Origin of the sequence: Paenibacillus sp. cl130 (assembly GCF_900116035.1) — a bacterium.
GTDB lineage: Bacteria > Bacillota > Bacilli > Paenibacillales > Paenibacillaceae > Paenibacillus > Paenibacillus polymyxa_B.
Genome location: NZ_FOYG01000003.1, coordinates 564,824 through 580,972, shown reverse-complemented (window position 1 = coordinate 580,972; position 16,149 = coordinate 564,824). Strand labels below are relative to the sequence as shown.

At 44.6% G+C, this 16,149-nt stretch carries 13 protein-coding genes and 2 pseudogenes; 10 read left to right on the top strand and 5 right to left on the bottom strand.

From position 1 onward, the window contains the following. Positions 1-54: 54 nt before the first annotated feature. Positions 55-1,238, bottom strand: a pseudogene (locus tag BM358_RS27175) (IS1380 family transposase); the annotation flags it as partial. Between the two features lie 377 nt (positions 1,239-1,615). On the opposite strand from BM358_RS27175, the gene BM358_RS11705 reads away from it, so the two are divergent. From BM358_RS11705 to BM358_RS11670, 9 genes and pseudogenes are all read left to right on the top strand, one after another. Continuing rightward, positions 1,616-2,152, top strand: a complete 537-nt coding sequence (locus tag BM358_RS11705; RefSeq protein ID WP_028541666.1) for a hypothetical protein — start codon at positions 1,616-1,618, stop codon at positions 2,150-2,152. Between the two features lie 182 nt (positions 2,153-2,334). Further along, on the top strand, positions 2,335-2,505 hold the full coding sequence (locus BM358_RS26445; protein WP_023988909.1) for a hypothetical protein: 171 nt from the start codon (positions 2,335-2,337) through the stop codon (positions 2,503-2,505). A gap of 366 nt (positions 2,506-2,871) precedes the next feature. Beyond that, entirely contained in the window at positions 2,872-3,567 is a 696-nt protein-coding gene (locus BM358_RS11700) for a response regulator transcription factor (protein ID WP_028541665.1), read from the top strand. 1 nt (position 3,568) lies between these two features. Next, positions 3,569-4,624 (top strand): HAMP domain-containing sensor histidine kinase, encoded by a 1,056-nt coding sequence (locus tag BM358_RS27170; RefSeq protein ID WP_028541664.1) that lies wholly within the window; start codon positions 3,569-3,571, stop codon positions 4,622-4,624. A gap of 221 nt (positions 4,625-4,845) precedes the next feature. Then, a complete protein-coding gene (locus BM358_RS11690; RefSeq protein WP_023988906.1) occupies positions 4,846-6,027 on the top strand; it encodes an alpha/beta hydrolase family protein in 1,182 nt (393 codons plus the stop codon). A 90-nt stretch (positions 6,028-6,117) separates the two neighbouring features. Next, positions 6,118-7,068 carry an ABC transporter ATP-binding protein gene (locus BM358_RS11685; protein ID WP_028541663.1) on the top strand — a complete coding sequence of 317 codons (951 nt, stop codon included), beginning with the start codon at positions 6,118-6,120 and terminating at the stop codon, positions 7,066-7,068. Positions 7,069-7,081: 13 nt separating this feature from the next. Then, on the top strand, positions 7,082-7,798 hold the full coding sequence (locus BM358_RS11680; RefSeq protein WP_028541662.1) for an ABC transporter permease: 717 nt from the start codon (positions 7,082-7,084) through the stop codon (positions 7,796-7,798). A gap of 387 nt (positions 7,799-8,185) precedes the next feature. After that, positions 8,186-8,421 (top strand): annotated as a pseudogene (locus tag BM358_RS11675) (YdeI family protein); the annotation flags it as partial. Between the two features lie 72 nt (positions 8,422-8,493). Next, a complete protein-coding gene (locus tag BM358_RS11670) occupies positions 8,494-8,787 on the top strand; it encodes an ROK family protein (protein WP_231517193.1) in 294 nt (97 codons plus the stop codon). A gap of 159 nt (positions 8,788-8,946) precedes the next feature. On the opposite strand, the gene BM358_RS11665 is transcribed toward BM358_RS11670, so the two are convergent. From BM358_RS11665 to BM358_RS11650, 4 genes are all read right to left on the bottom strand, one after another. Then, the gene (locus BM358_RS11665; RefSeq protein WP_028541659.1) at positions 8,947-10,335 is read right to left on the bottom strand and encodes a sigma-54 interaction domain-containing protein; all 1,389 of its coding nucleotides are present in this window, start codon (positions 10,333-10,335) and stop codon (positions 8,947-8,949) included. A 190-nt stretch (positions 10,336-10,525) separates the two neighbouring features. Next, positions 10,526-11,485 (bottom strand): DUF561 domain-containing protein, encoded by a 960-nt coding sequence (locus BM358_RS11660; RefSeq protein WP_023988901.1) that lies wholly within the window; start codon positions 11,483-11,485, stop codon positions 10,526-10,528. 83 nt (positions 11,486-11,568) lie between these two features. Beyond that, complete coding sequence (locus tag BM358_RS11655) at positions 11,569-12,813, bottom strand: L-lactate MFS transporter (RefSeq protein ID WP_028541658.1); 1,245 nt, start codon at positions 12,811-12,813, stop codon at positions 11,569-11,571. A 117-nt stretch (positions 12,814-12,930) separates the two neighbouring features. Further along, complete coding sequence (locus tag BM358_RS11650) at positions 12,931-14,538, bottom strand: acyl CoA:acetate/3-ketoacid CoA transferase (RefSeq protein ID WP_023988899.1); 1,608 nt, start codon at positions 14,536-14,538, stop codon at positions 12,931-12,933. A gap of 831 nt (positions 14,539-15,369) precedes the next feature. On the opposite strand from BM358_RS11650, the gene BM358_RS11645 reads away from it, so the two are divergent. Continuing rightward, entirely contained in the window at positions 15,370-15,666 is a 297-nt protein-coding gene (locus BM358_RS11645; RefSeq protein WP_028541657.1) for a PTS sugar transporter subunit IIB, read from the top strand. The last annotated feature ends 483 nt before the right edge of the window (positions 15,667-16,149 follow it).

The following is a 16,149-nucleotide window of genomic DNA, read 5'->3' as shown; positions in this document are numbered from 1 at the left end:
GGGTGTATTAACAGGGGGAATATTCCAAAACGGCTTACCAGCACGTAGATTCCGGAAGAATTCCAGACGAAACCTTGCAATCGTGTAGCCCCTATGAACCGGTTCGCAGCAATCTTGTTTGAATCGCTCGTACAGGTTATAGGCCAGTAATTTGACGAGCAGGTCAATTTCATTGGCTTCAAAAGAGCCCGTGGCGATTTTATCGATGGCAAATCCGCACTTGGCTTCCTGGATGTAGTTTTCCATACAACACCGCTGGTTGTAAAAGCGCCACAAATCGATGGATTCCCACTCCAGGCTCGTGACGATCGCTTCATACTCCCAATCGGTATCCAGCAGGAGACAAGCTTGGTCGTCCTGAACGACTTTGCCTTGCGGATGACGGCGACCCGCCGCGGTTTCTTCCAAGACGTGGCTTGGTACCAAAGGGCGATGCCTTCAATGATCCAGTCTTCGTCCACGTAACGTTTCCAATACCGACAAGCGGCCACTTCAGCCGCCAAACGTTTGGTCCATTTCATTTTGCCCACATAGCCGATCTGCCGTCCTTTCCAGAGCGAATAGAAGTCTTCGCCGCCAAAGCCCTTGTCAAACCGGGCGTATTGGACCGGGTGCTGACCTAAGAGGTCAAAGGTCTCTTTCAGAAAAGGGGCGGCCTCGGTGGACGAGTGAACGTTTCCTGCCCGTAGCACGGCATTCAGGCAAAGGCGGGACTGTCCTTCAAAAGCGAGCAAGGGATGATAGCTTTTGCGCCCCGTCTTATGGGCATTCACGCCTTTCGCCGCTTGGGCCTGATTGCCGTAGACCGTCTCCACGGTCGAATCCAAATCGAGAATGAGCTTGGAGGGCAGACAAGGCCGGATCACTTCGAGGTTCACTTGCCGGAGTTCCATTCGTACATTAGGATTCGTTTTTCCCAGCCGATCCAGTTCCTTGTACAGAAGCGAGTGGTGTGGACAGCGTCCACCGAGAAACCGCTGAAGGAGGGAGTCCTTTTGCCATCGGCGAAAGTGAAACAGACACTCACAGCCCAGTATCCAGCCGACGATGAGGTATAGCAGAATGCGGTGCACTGGGAACAGCGCATTGTGAGCTTTGCCTCCGGTTAAGGTTTGGAGCACAAGGCTCAGTTTAATTTTTTCGAGATAATCGAGGAAGATCTTGCTTCCTCCGATGTTAGTGGACTGGTTTAGGGAAAATTAGGTCTTGATTTTATGGATGGGTGTGGTAGACTTCACCTAAAAGGTGCTCCTCTCTTTGGGTGATTTTGTTCTCGACAAACACCATTCTACCAAAGATTTGAGCCCTTTTTTTATTTTTTATAGAAGGTTACTTTCAGGATAATGTACAATTGGTTAAAAGGTAAATTTCCTAATGCATTTGTGGAATTTGAAGTGTATATCCCCACTACAAGGCAAATAGCAGATATTTATGTTGAGCATCAAGATGGGGAGTATGAGGGAATGAAATGGGCTTTTGAATTTCAGCATAGCCCCTCTTACCATTGCCCAATGGGAAGAACGTCATAATTTATTTGAGTCCGTTAGTATTCAAGATTTCTGGATCTTTGATAAGTCCAAATTCATGAAATTTTCTTCGGCTAGAGACTATACAGATGCTAGAAAAAGAGTGGATTTCGATGAATACATTTATAAAAAAACAGGTTTGGTATACTTTCTCGATGTCGAAGAAGCCAACCTTAACCATTGAGTTCAAGTACTCTTTAACATCAAGAACGACCAATGTAAACGGCCACGATAGAAAACAATATTTTACTTATCATAATCCTGAAGATATTTCGGTTCAAATATCTAATGTGAGAGTAAGAAAATGCAAAACATACGATTACTGTGTTTTGGTTTCGGATAGTTTAGAACCATTCATGGAAGATCGATTGAGATATATCCTGAATCTTCTTTTACAAAAAAGTTTACAAGAGCGGGAAGAACTTTTTCTGAAAAAACTGCAAGAAATGGTTATCTTTGCTAGCGCTATCTATGGAGAAAAGTTTATGAATCGCTTAAAGGTAATTATTGGGGATAGTGATAGGGAATTTTCTTATTATCAAACTTCAGTAGGTTCATTTGATGACGGATCTTATGATAAAGAGAGAACTTCAATAAATTTAAAGATAGCGAAGATATTTCATTAAGAGCATTAACAAAGCTTATTTCCCCTAGTGATTTTGTGCTGATTGGTGCTTTAAAGAGACAGGGGGACATGACTCTACGAGAGTATGTAACAAGTAAACACAAAAATGAGATCTCGTTAGTGGAGTATGTGTATACAGAGCACAGAGACACTCTGGATAGATTAACAAGGAGAAATAAAATCTTGGTAAATAAAATGCTGGAAGAGGTTAATATCAAGCTTTGTGTTCATGGTGGTGCACGTACTTCTACGGACTATGCAATTCAATATTTATACCTTGATTCTATTTACGAAGTGGAGAATTGCATCAACAAGATTAAGGAATTATTATTTATATCAGATCCGTTTGCGTAATTCTGATCATCAATTGTTTAAAAATAGCCTACAATAGCCGGTACCAAAGAATCCTGAATCATGAAATTCATGAACACCGCATAAGAAGAAAGATTTTGCGCTGGTTGTTGATATTATTTATCCGAAAGGAATAAATGTTCGTATATTTATCTGTTCTAAATTGACACTGACGCCCATAACTCGACCGCTATTGAAGGGCATACCAGCTTGTTAAATCCAGAATTCCCCAAGGCGTTGCTCAAGCTCTTATTCCAGCGTATCCGGAACTGGAGAGGCGCTTTGAGCGCGACTTTTTTTGTCAATTCGAGTCCATGCGGCTCTTGTGTTATAAATGCAGTCCATTTAAAGAGGTTGGGAGGTATAAAGATGCCAAAAACGATATTAGTTGTAGACGACGATGAAGAAATCGTAAAACTCATCACAAAGAGTTTAAGGTACGAGCAATTTGCAACAATTTCGGCATGTTCCGGGAAAGAAGCCTTATCTGCATTGGAAGAAAATCACATTGATTTCATCGTTCTTGATATAGTGATGCCTGATATGGATGGACTTGATGTCTGCAGAAGTATCCGAAATTCTTATAATGTCCCAATTCTGTTTTTAAGTGCGCGTGATAAGGACATTGATAAAATCGTCGGGCTCGAAATAGGAGCAGACGATTACATGACCAAACCTTTCAGTATTCAGGAGCTTGTCTCCAGGATAAAGGCTCACTTCAGAAAAGTGGACAGGCTTTTTAAAGAGTGGGATGAACTTAGTCCCAGTAACGAAAAGGCGGATGCTCCGCTCATTTTGAACGATAAGACGTTTGAAGCATTTCTGAATAGCAGGAAGCTCGACTTATCAACGAAGGAATTTCAGATTCTGTCTATCCTCATGCGCCACCCCAATCATGTATTGACTCGTGAGCAGATATATGAAAACGTCTGGGGAGACGAATACGGAGAAATAAATACCGTAACGGTTCATATAAAAAATATCCGTAAGAAACTTGGTTCTGAATATGACTTTATTAAAACAATATGGGGCATAGGATATAAATACACGGAAAGAGAGCAATAGTATGAAACTGAAAATAAAGCTTCCTCTTTTGTTCCTGCTGATGTTTATAATATTCATGTTTTCGATTGGAATGTATCTGAAGCTTGTCTTTGCAGTATATTCCCCTATACGCAGTTCATTGCTGGACTCGCGATATATAGCATTGCTCCTGCCCATATTTGCAATTGCCTGTTTCATATTTATTATTCTGATTATCTATATTCATTTTTGCATAGAGAAACCCATTCAGCTTCTGAATACCAGGCTTGAAGAAGTAAATATTGTACATCCACTGCCTCCGCTAGCTCTGAGAAGTAATGATGAGATCGGAGAACTTTATAAGCACTTCAATAAGATGGAGCATCGGCTTCAACTCGCGCACAAAGAGCAGATCGATATGATCGCGGCAATTGCCCACGACTTGAAAACACCCTTGACATCTATTAATGGTTTTACTGAACTGCTGGCTACACACAAGGATTTACCAGAAACTGAAAAGCAGGAATATTATGATTTGATTCAAAGGAAGTCAGGATATATGGTCGAACTCATCAATGATTTCTCCAGTTTCACCAAAGAAAAACTGGAGTTGGAATCTATGGTAGCTAAACCTGTAAAAGCATCAAAATTATTTGAAAACATTGCCCTTGAATATGAGTATGAGTTGGCGGGACTTGACAACGAGCTTACTTGCCGCCATTCATTCACGGAAAATATATTGCTGATGGTCAATGAACCGATGATACGTCGGGTTTTCGGCAACCTCTTTAGCAATGCTGTAAGATATGGAGGGAAAAATAAACTGAAAGTGTATATGACCGGATACCCGCTAGGACAGTATGCCTTTTTTCAAATCGAGGATAATGGAATTGGAGTGCCGGATAAGGATATATCTTCTCTGTTCCTCAAATTTTTCACTGTGGATAAATCGCGTCAAATCCAAAAGGGCGGGCTGGGTCTGGGTCTTGCAAGCTGTAAATCCATTATTGAACATCATAGGGGCGAAATTTGCGCCTACCCTTCCGAATATGGCGGTTTGGGGATAAGATTCAGCCTTCCCTTGGCCGCACAACACTGATTTTATTTTTGCACATTTTCTTTTACTACAGGAGTTAAAGGCTGCTGCCAGGTGTGAACACCCAGGCAGCAGCCTTTTTTGTTTTTTCAGCGGTTTATAGTTTTTTATATTCTCTTTATAAACATTTATTTTTCTTTTAAAGAAGCTTTATCTTTGTGTTGTAAAAATTACTTGTAGTAAAAAAACTACAATCACTAGAACTGGAAAAGGAGGATGTTGCAATGTCAATTGAGTTCAGCCGTTGGCCCAATAACTACATGATGTCATACCAAGTCACCAAAGCTTTAGGTATGGCAAGCCTCGGTGCTACGGACGTCACCGAGATCTACGAGGCCTGCAAAAAAATCGACCCCGATGACAAGGACACGTGGCACAGGGAATGGCTCATAACGGCTCAGGCATTGGAAAGACACGGCAAGGAGGCCGAAACGGCTGGAAACTGGTATACAGCACGAAACTGCTACATTCGTGCCTGCAATTACTACAGAATTGCGGAATATGTTGTGATGGATGATGACACCGAGAAAATCCGTATATTTAAGAAAGTAAATGAACTCTTCGAAGCTGCCGGAAAGTACTTCGATGTCCAACCGGAGAAGATCCAAGTCGATTACGAAGATGTCAAGTTGGATGGTTACTTCTTCTCCCCTTCCTGGATAAAAGGTCCGAAGCCGACCCTTTTTGCTCTCAACGGTGGCGACGAGTGGTCAATTGAAAACTATTTCTGGCTAGGTCCCGCTTTTATTTCGTGTGGATATAACTTTCTGGTCTATGACCAGCCTGGCACCGGCCTCTCGCTGTACGAAAAGGGAAAAGGAAGACGAGCGGACAGTGAGGCTTTCCATTCCCGAGCAATCGACTTTCTTCTAACGCGGCCGGAAGTCGATCCCGATAAGATTATCGTGCACGGGGAGAGTTTTGCGGCTTACGACTCGCTGCGATTCGCTTCGTTCGATCACAGGATTGCTGCCGTCATCTCCGACGGCGGTACGCACGCCTTCGACTGGGATGCCATGCTTAAATGGATGCCGCCGAGTCTGGCCGCACACGGCATGAGAATTCTGGGGGCAAAAAGCTTGGAGGATTTTGCGGGGAATCCGCGTTTTGCCTATGATCTTGAGGGCGTGCTCCACCAGATAGAATGTCCGCTTCTTGTAATGCACGGAGCGGAAGAGATATTGGTTCAGCCAAATCCGCTGACACAAGCCTTGAAGAATTACGAGCAAGCGGGTTCGAAAAACAAGACGTTCTACCCGATAGAGGATAGACGACTTGGCGGATTAGAACACTGTCAGGTAGACAACATCAACGTGCTGCATGAGGTAGTGCTGAATTGGCTCTGCTCAATTGGGCTTGGGCCAGCCTCGCCTCGCTTAAGCGATTGCCAGGACATCATAAAGTAGATTTATTGAAAAATTTCTGATTGAGCTTGTTCAGGAGTGTCGTACTTAGAATCCTGAATAAGCTCTCTCTTTATGGAGGAGTTGAAGGCTATGAGTATTTTATCAAAGGAAAAAAATGGAGGAACGCCCGCCATACAAATTGAGGGAGTGCACAAAAAATTTGACGACTATATCGCATTGAACAATCTTTCGCTGGAGGTGAGCCGAGGAGAGATATTTGGATTTTTGGGACTGAATGGCGCTGGAAAGACAACGACCATAAAGATGCTCTTGGCGATGCTCAAGCCAACCTCCGGCAAGCTCTATATGTTAGGTGAAAAGGTCGATGCCGGAAACTATAAATTATGGGACAAGGTTGGATATTTGGAGGAGGCTACTTTTTATCCCGATTTAACTGTAGTTGAAAATCTTGACATAGCACGACGCATGCAAGGGGTGCCTGACAAAGATTCCGTAAATCGGGTTATCTATAAGTTGGGGCTTGAGCCGCACAAACAGAAAAAGGCAAAGAATCTTTCTTTAGGAAACAAACAGCGCCTGGGACTTGCGAAAGCAATGATTCACAATCCGGAAATTCTAATATTGGATGAGCCGATAAATGGCCTCGATCCCGCAGGCGTGGCGGAGATACGGAATATGTTATATGGCCTAGCGAAAAATTTCGGCGTAACTGTTTTTATATCCAGCCATCTGTTAGAGGAGCTCTCGAAAGTTTCCACACGCATTGGGATTATTCACAATGGCCATCTTGTTAAAGAAGTCGCAATGGATAAGCTGGAGCAATCGTTACAGAAAAACTTAGTGGTGAATGGCCGCGACAAACATGCCTTAAAGGAGGTGCTTGAAGAGCATGGATATGAATTTGAGGAGACAATAGACGGCTATATTAAACTAACCGATGACCACGCAGCGGATAGTCCTGAACGACTGGCCGAACTGCTGGTTAAATCCAATCAACCGCCAACATTGCTTCGAGTGATTACGGAGGATTTGGAAGGATATTTTCTCCGCACAATTGGTATGACAAGGGGGAATATATAAGGGGGAATATATAATGAATATTTTTTCTGTCTTACATTGTGAGATTCGCAAGATTATCCGCGCCAATGTGTTTTGGTTGGTATTTCTTATTTTTGCATTTGGGCCAATCATGATGGGTGTCGGAATTATTTTATCCAGTGACGCCGGCGGCATCAATTGGAAAATGTATTTAACCGAATTGCTTGATAGTCTTGCCCCGCTGGGACTTATCGGGTACACCTTTATCGCGGCATGGGTATTTGGACGAGAGTTTTCGGATAAAACAATTAAAGATTTACTTGCAAAGCCCGTTTCCAGATCGAAAATTGTACTGTCCAAATTTCTTGTAATTTTAGCATGGAGCCTATTACTTTCCATGTATATGTTTGCCATAGGTTTTGCCGTGGGGGGTATTCTAGGAGTTGTGGGCGGGTCAGCTTCTTTTATTTGGAATATCTTCTTTAAATTCATTATAACATCGCTATTGTTTATTATTGTTACCACACCAGGCACTCTTCTGGCCAATGTGAGCAAGGGATACTTGGCACCATTAGGACTCATCCTGATAATCGTCATTCTCTCAAATGTTTTGGCCTCTTTTGGATTCGCCCCCTATTTTCCGTGGACCATCCCGTCGGTATTTCAAAGCACCGGGTTTTTAAAGTTGAGTAGTATAACCATTCTTGCGTCTACGGGAATAGCCGGAATAGTCGGAACATTTGCCTGGTGGAGATTTGCCGAGCAGCAATAAACGCGCTACATGCACTGAGTTGTAGATATATCAATTATGAAAAGGAACAACAATCTCTCCGCTGCTCGCACGTTCATGCTTGACGATAAACTAAGCGCTGGATTGGAGAGTGTACCACCATATCTATCAAAGCGGCCGTAAACTTTATAAAACTGCCAGTGACAAAGGGCATAAATATAACGATCAGAGCAAGTTTTCGAAAATTATTGAATGCAACGGCTCGCATTATTTCATTACATTAAATTATCCCGGTATTGTTAAATTGAATATGGAAGATCACCGTATAGAAATTATAGACGAGCGGATAGAACCCGTTCAAAAGATGATCTTTGACCCTGAGCGCGGCTATTTGTCCAACAGTGTTTAGGAGGAGGCGCTGTTTGGATGGAGGAAGTTGGTCTTGCAGTGGAACTGAAAAACATGCCGAGTATACGGTTCCCGAAGAACTGCGGCTTAAATTCGAGGAGCGACCGGTCCTAAAAACGGCGTTTGAAGCGTTGACGCTCGGACGCCAGAGAGCGTATCTGCTGTATTTTTCAGAACCGAAGCAGTTCAAAACGCGCGTTTCAAGGGTTGAAAAATACACACAGCCCGTTCTGGAGGGCAAAGGGTTGAACGATTAGAACGGACAAATGGATCGGATAGTCTCAAGAAATACGAAAGGCGAGGAACATCTGCCGAAGAGCAGGTGTTTTTTGCTTAGAATTACAGAGGGAGCAGCAACGATTTTTCAAGAATACTGTAGAAACATTGCAACTCAGATTATTAATTTACAAACAATTCTTGACCTTGAAAAGTTTGTAATTGGGGGAGGCATATCTGCGAATCCTTTACTCGTTGTTACCATTAAAGAAGAGCTAGAGAAGCTATATCTAGATTCGATCTTAAATTTTGTGCGTGCAGATATTGAGCAAAGTAAATTAGGCAATGAAGCCAATTTGCTAGGCGCTATATATAACTACAAGCAAACACATGATCTTGAAGTATGACATTCATTTTATTTTGACGGGTGCATAATTGAGAAAAATAAACCGTTACAAAAAAGAGTGCCTTTAACCTGAGACACGCTTTTTTGTATGAAAGCCACTAGTATAGGTGACTTCTATGAAAATGGGAAGGATAGGCCCTGTGTGCTCTGTACTTCGTAGTTAAACCTTCAGCTTTGCAAGAATGTCCTCCATCTTCTTCAGCTTACGATAAACAGCGGAGCGATCAATTCCTAGCTGTCTGGCTGCTTCGGCACTATTGCCACCACAGACCTGCAGCATCTGCTGAATGTATCGTCCCTCGGTTAACGCCGTATATTCCTTCAGCCCGCTCAGTTGACTGCGATTGGCCTGAATGAAATGGTCCAATGTGAACCAGTCTGTAACTTGTTCGACCGGCTGCTGCTGGCGCAGCACGGTCTGATCAGTTACGATCAATCGTTCGATGTAATTACGAAGCTCACGCGCATTCCCATGCCATGGCTCGGCTAGCATTCTTTGAAATTCGTCCGCTGGCAATACATACTTTTTATCATATACCTTATTGAAATGAGCAATAAAGCTGGAAATCAGTCCGACGAGATCCAGTCTGCGACTACGTAGCGGCGGGATATGGATCGGAATGACATTGATTCGATAGTACAAGTCCTCGCGAAACAATCCTTTTTTCACCATACTCCATAGATCACGATTGGTAGCAAATATCATCCGGCATTGAATGAGAATGGCTTCGGTGCTCCCCACACGCCGGAATTCACCACGCTCAAGCACATCAAGCAGTTTGGCCTGTATTTCCAGTGGAAGCTCGGCGACCTCATCAAAGAACAAAACGCCTCCTCTGGCCACCTCAAACAAGCCTTGCTTCTCGTCCATTAAGCCGGGCATAGCCCCCTGAACATATCCGAACAGCTCATATTCGAATAATGCGGCTGGAATAGCGGCACTATTAATTGGAATGAAAGGTCCGTTCCACTTCGCGCTCTGGCGGTGAATGTATTTGGCAATTACTGATTTGCCTGTCCCTGATTCGCCCAAAATCAGTACTTTGCTATCGTAAGAAGCGATCTGGTCACACACCTGAATAATTTGCTTCATCGCCAGGCTCTCAGCAATGATCCCGTTATTCTTAAGTACAGAGGCTGAAGTGACTGAACGTTTGCTGTTCTCATACGCATGTGGCAGCGTAGGGGCAGCTATGATGGATAATCCACCTTTATAGTTGTTAGTACTGGTAACAACGAGCTGCACCTCATCTGTACTATCAAGTATTGGAAGAGCAGTGGACTTGAGCTTAAAGCCACGTACAGTGTTGATATACTGAGTTACCTTTTGTTTGGACTGTATTGCTTTCATTGTTATTGATTCCTTGTAGTAGCCGGCTTTCACCAGGTCCTGTACATTGTAGCGCAACAGCTCCTCCAACGGAATGCCGATAGTCAAGGCAGTGAATTCATTGGAGATTAAAATATTACCTTTGGAATCCGTGACAAACAGAGGGGCAGGGGACTGATCGCTCTCATCGGTGGAACGTTTATCTATACGTCGGGTCATGATCGATCAACTCACTTTTGGATTATCGAGGCTATGCTGAAGTGATTGTTTCATTTTTATTATATCTGCTTTACGCTACGAACAACAGAGGTTACCCAGATAAAAATTAGCACGCAAATCTAATCAAAAAACGGACCGTTTCCTATTAAATATGGATATGGTCCGTTTTTTTCTTTGTTTACAAGTTATATTATACTGATGCTATCTGCTCACCGGTAATCTGTGTCTGTCCAAGACGATTTAGCAGTGCCTGCGCTTCGCTGAACATTGTCGTAATCATCTGCTCAACTGTCGTAATTTCGTCGCACAGGCCGCATATTTGTCCTGCCATGACCGAACCGCGATCTGTATCACCTTCGAAGACGGCTTTGCGCAGGGAGCCAAGGCTGATCTTCTCCAATTCGTCACGGGAGGCATGCTCTTGCTCCAGCTTGAGGTATTCGGCGATCATGCTGTTCTTGATGCTGCGGACGGGTCCACCGATGCTGCGTCCAGTAACCGTAGTGCTGGTATCGTCGGCGTCAATGACGGCTTGCTTGAAATTGTCATGCGTCGGGCATTCGACGGTGGTGAGGAAGCGCGTTCCGACCTGAACTCCCTGTGCGCCGAGTGCAAAGGCTGCTGCAATTCCGCGTCCATCGGCAATGCCGCCTGCGGCAACGACAGGGATGGATACGTTGCTAACAACCTGTGGAACGAGTGCCATGGTGGTTGTTTCACCGACATGGCCGCCTGCTTCTGTACCTTCGGCCACGAGGGCATGTACGCCGATAGCCTCCATTTTTTTGGCAATCTTGACGGAAGGGATGACGGCGATCACCTTAATGCCATGCTCCTTGAAGATTGGCATATACGGAGCTGGTGTGCCCGCGCCCGTCGTAACAATGTTGACTTTTTCCTCGACGATAACCTCGATCAATTCGGGAATATTATGCATCATCAGCATCAGATTTACGGCAAACGGCTTGTTGGTGGCTGCGCGAACCTTGCGAATTTCTTCACGAAGTACCTCAGCCGACATGCCGCCAGAGCCAATAATGCCCAGCCCGCCAGCATTGGATACAGCACTTACGAGTGGTTCACGGGCAATTTGGGCCATAGCACCTTGGAAAATAGGGTACTGGATACCGAGCAGTTCTGTAATATTCATGGTTAATTCCTCCAATATAAATTTATAGGTTGTACTATACTTAATACTAAAAATAGTGATTTGCTAATATAGCAACGGATTGATCAAACGGTTTCAACAGCAGCTGGTGCAGGGTTCTTACCATTTTCCAAGGCCTTATACAGGAATGTCAGCGCGAACCCGACCAAGGCAATAACGAGCGCAATGTAAAAGGCGTTGGTGAATATGCCGTTATTGGCGGTAGCTACCGAGTTCGCAATTCGCGGTCCAAAGAATGCGGCACCGGAATAGCCGATAAAGGTTATTCCGTAGTTGACACCATAGTATTTCATGCCAAATTTCTGTCCGACGATTGAAGGGAAGACGCCCATCGTACCACCAAAGCACAGGCCGATGCCAATAATGGCAATAGCAAATCCAACTATGGAGCCGGATAATGCAAGTGTCAGCATCATGGTGGCAATGACCAGATAGATCATCATCAGACAACGCAGATGGCCAATCTTGTCTGATATGGCTCCCCAGAAAATGCGTCCCAGACAGTTGCTAAGCGAATAAAGACTCACGAACAAGGCTGCTATACTGGCCGATAGACCGAACATCGTCTGGCCAATGACGGAAGCATTGGATGTAACCATCATGCCAGATAAAGCGCCGATCAGGAACAGGCAAGCAATGACGTAGAACAGGGGTTGCTTGATCATCTGCCGCCAGTTCAAGTTCACGGCAACCGGACGTAAACCTGACGTCTGCGGTGGTGTCCAACCAGCAGGGATATATCCTGCCGGACAAGCTTGAGTAAATAGCCCACCTGCCAAAATGACGATCAGAAAGGAGGTGCCAAGGATCATCATTGTGGTCTGAACTCCTGAGTGGGTAATCATCGCGTTTGCAAGTGGGGCAATGATTACTGTTCCACCGCCATAACCTGCGGTCACGATTCCAGCCGCGAGTCCGCGTTTGTCTGGGAAGAACTTGATGGTGTTACCGATTGTTGCCGCATAGACGACACCTTGTCCAAGACCAGAAATGATGCCATACGTCAGATATAGCATCCAAGGTGCAGTCGCAAGGCCAGTCAAGATGAAGCCAAGTCCAAACATGGTACCGCCAATGAAGATGGCAATTCTGGCACCTCCCCGGTCTACGAGCTTTCCGCCAAGAATCGCCGGAATCGGTGCAATTGCGCCGTTAATCGTAAAGGCCATCATAATTTCAGGCATGCTCACTGCAAGCATTTTACTCAGTGGCAGTGCAAAAATGCTGAAGGCGTAAATAGAGCCGACGCAAATATTGATCAGGGTCGCGGCGATTAGAATGCGCCAGCGATTCAGTTGTACATTTTCCATTTCGTGTTGGTCCTTTCTGATGCAGGATCAGTGCGCGTGGGATGAAGCATTACTCCGCAATTCCATAATTCGTGTCTGGTAGTCCGTTTGACAGCTACCGGTATCTCCTGAGCTGTACTATACAGTAGTCAAAGCGACATCCTCATGCTTCGCTTGCTCGCTACCCTTGATCGTAATCACGTCATGCAGCTTACCCCAATGTTCACAGAACATGCCGGCGTCCATTTCCTTCAGTTCTGGTGAGATGACAGGCATGAAGTCCATCTGATCGAGAATCTGGGTCTGCAAATCAATGCCAGGCGCGATCTCTGTCAGTGTCATTTTTCCATCTTGCAGCTGGAATACCGCACGTTCCGTCACATAGACGACCCGCTGCTTGACCTTGGTCGCATAAGAGCCACTGAAGGTAATTTGCTGGACCTCCTTCAGGAATTTCTTAGTTTTACCCTCCTGTACAATCCGAAGCTTGCCGTCCTCAACAGCAATTTGCAGGCCTCCTGCTGTGAAAGTTCCGGCAAAGACGAGCTTTTTGGCTGATTGGGAAATGTTGATAAAGCCGCCACAGCCCGTAACACGGGTACCGAACTTGCTGACATTCACATTCCCGGATTCGTCGGTCTGAGCCAGCCCTAGCACGGATAGATCAATACCACCACCGTCGTAAAAGTCGAACTGGGACACATGATCTACGATGGCCTCAGAGTTGTACGCATGCCCAAAATCCTTGATGCCTGCTGGTACGCCGCCGACTGAGCCTGCTTCGGTTGTCAGAATCAATTGGTCGCTGACGCCTTCCTCTGCCGCAACCGTAGCCACACATACCGGAATACCCACGCCAAGATTCAGAACGGTATTTGGTACTAGCTCAGCTGCGGAACGACGGGAGATAATTTTACGCTCGTCGAGCGGAATCACTTCCATGGCGTCCATCGGTACCTTCACATGTCCTGCGAAGGCAGGGCTGTATTGTGTGTTTTCAGTCTGGAAATGATTTTTCGGTTCGGAGATAATTAGATGATCGATCAGAATGCCTGGCACTCTAACATCCTTCGGATGCAGGGTCCCGTTCTTGGCCACAGTCTCTACCTGAGCAATTACGATACCGCCAGAATTGCGCACTGCCTGAGCAATCTGTAGAACCTCCATATGCAGGCCTTCCTTTTCCAGCGTCAAATTCCCGTTCTCGTCAGCTATGGTACCGCGGATCAATGCGACCTGAATCGGGAAGCTCTTATAGAACAGCCATTCTTCGCCTTCCAGTTCAATCAGCTTGACGATCTCCTCCGTTGTGCAGGCTGACATTTTGCCGCCTTCCACACGAGGGTCGACGAAGGTCTCCATGCCTATCTTGGTAATGACACCTGGGCGCTTGGCAGCAATTTCACGGAACAGCTGTGTGATTACGCCTTGCGGCAAATTGTAGGCTTCACATTTATTGTCTTCAATTAATTTAGCCATAGCAGGCGAAGCAAGGGCGATCCCGCCGATCCAGCGTTTGATCAGACCTTCATGGCCTAGATGGCTCATTCCCTTGGTCCGGCGGTCGCCAACCGCACTGGCATGAACAACTGTTAGGTTGCGAGGATGACCAGATTCCAAGAATCGTTCTTCGATGGCGATACCCATCTCCTCGGCCCAACAGGAGAGCCCAAAGCCGCTTGCGGCAATGGTGACTCCATCCGGGATAAGTGCTGCTGCTTCACTCGCTGAAATGATTTTGGACATAGAGTGCTCACTCCTTCAATAAAATGGATTGAAATCATATGGATATAAGTACATAGATTAGAAGTTCACATTACGTGCGGGCAAGCTGCCGAGTGTCATGTGCAAGCTAATTGCCGTCATCACGGAATAAGTAGAAAAATAGAAAAGCGGATATTCTGTTTATTGTGTGAAAACATTCACTTTCACTCCGGAATGAATTGTGAATATTTTCACTTGAATCATAATGCGTGTTTTTTTTCTCGTCAACCGGGGGCCAACGACTCGGGATAGAGGTGAGGAAGTGTAGCAAAATTGCGAATATGATGAGGGGTGAAAGGTTAGAAAAGCATGCAAATAAGGAAGAAAAATTGTTTATGGCAAGGGGCCTGAGCATAATAGAGCCTTGGAACACAGGATATAAAAGGAACGATGCCTTGTTTCAATAAGAAGAATCAAGGGGAGCCGAGGGAAAGTCTGGGGAAGTTATTATGCGTTGGCAAAAATGCAACACTTCTTGATCTTGTGAGAATGGACGATGGGCAGAGGAGCCATTAAACCTTGAGGGTACTGGGGATATTCAGCAAGTAAGCACTATGTAAGTCCAATACATAACAATTCATATACCCAGGGCGAAGGGAGATTTCTGCATGAACAGTTTAAGGAGTTCAAAAATAATGAAAAAATTTATGTTGTCTGTCGAGGTAGATTTTTTCGCAATTTTGCTACGATAGACTTTTTCGGAAATGGAAATACTTGACTGTAGAAACTTGGTATTACTTAGCTATCACAGTCCGTCCCGAGCTAAGAGCTACGTTTCGAGCCCTGTCCTCGAAGGAAGCAAACGCCTGATAAATGAAAAAGATATTGCTGGCTTGCGCAGGAGGATTTTCTACAAGTATGCTGGTGGAGAGAATGAAGGAGGCGGCTCGTTCACAAAATGTGGAAATTGTAATCGAAGCTTGTAGTGAGAGTAGCATAAGAGAGCATATGCCGGTCAATATTGTTATGCTGGGCCCCCAAATGGGACACGCGGAAGATGACGTGAAGAAAGAAGTGGGCAACGAGATTCCAGTCACTGTAATCAATATGATGGATTATGGAATGATGAATGGAGCGAACGTGCTGAAAACAGCGCTGGATATGATTTAAATCGCCAACTTTATAAAGCGTTATCATTCCTCACATTTAAACCTTTAAGACTACTTATAAGCAGTCTTAAAGGTTTTTTATTTCTGTATCCATAAGTTATGTTCAAGCATCCATATTTTGAAAATTGGATAAAGTAAACAACAGAGATTAGATATTGATATGTTAAAACTACAGAATAGAAAATTAATCTCGCAATAAATATTATGTTAACTTAGTAGCGAATGGATGTTATTATCTTTTGGATGAGGATGAGAATGATAATCATTATAATTGTAATCATGAATGGAACTCGTATGCACTACGAATCCAGATAAGGGAGGAAGCGATAACAAGATGAAGATACATAATTCTCCGTCTACATTTAATGATTACTATAACCATATAACCATATAGCCGATTCAAACCTTATAAACGATGAAAATGATCTCACTCAATCGGCATTGAAACATGAACATATTTATCATATACCCGAATAGTGGGGAA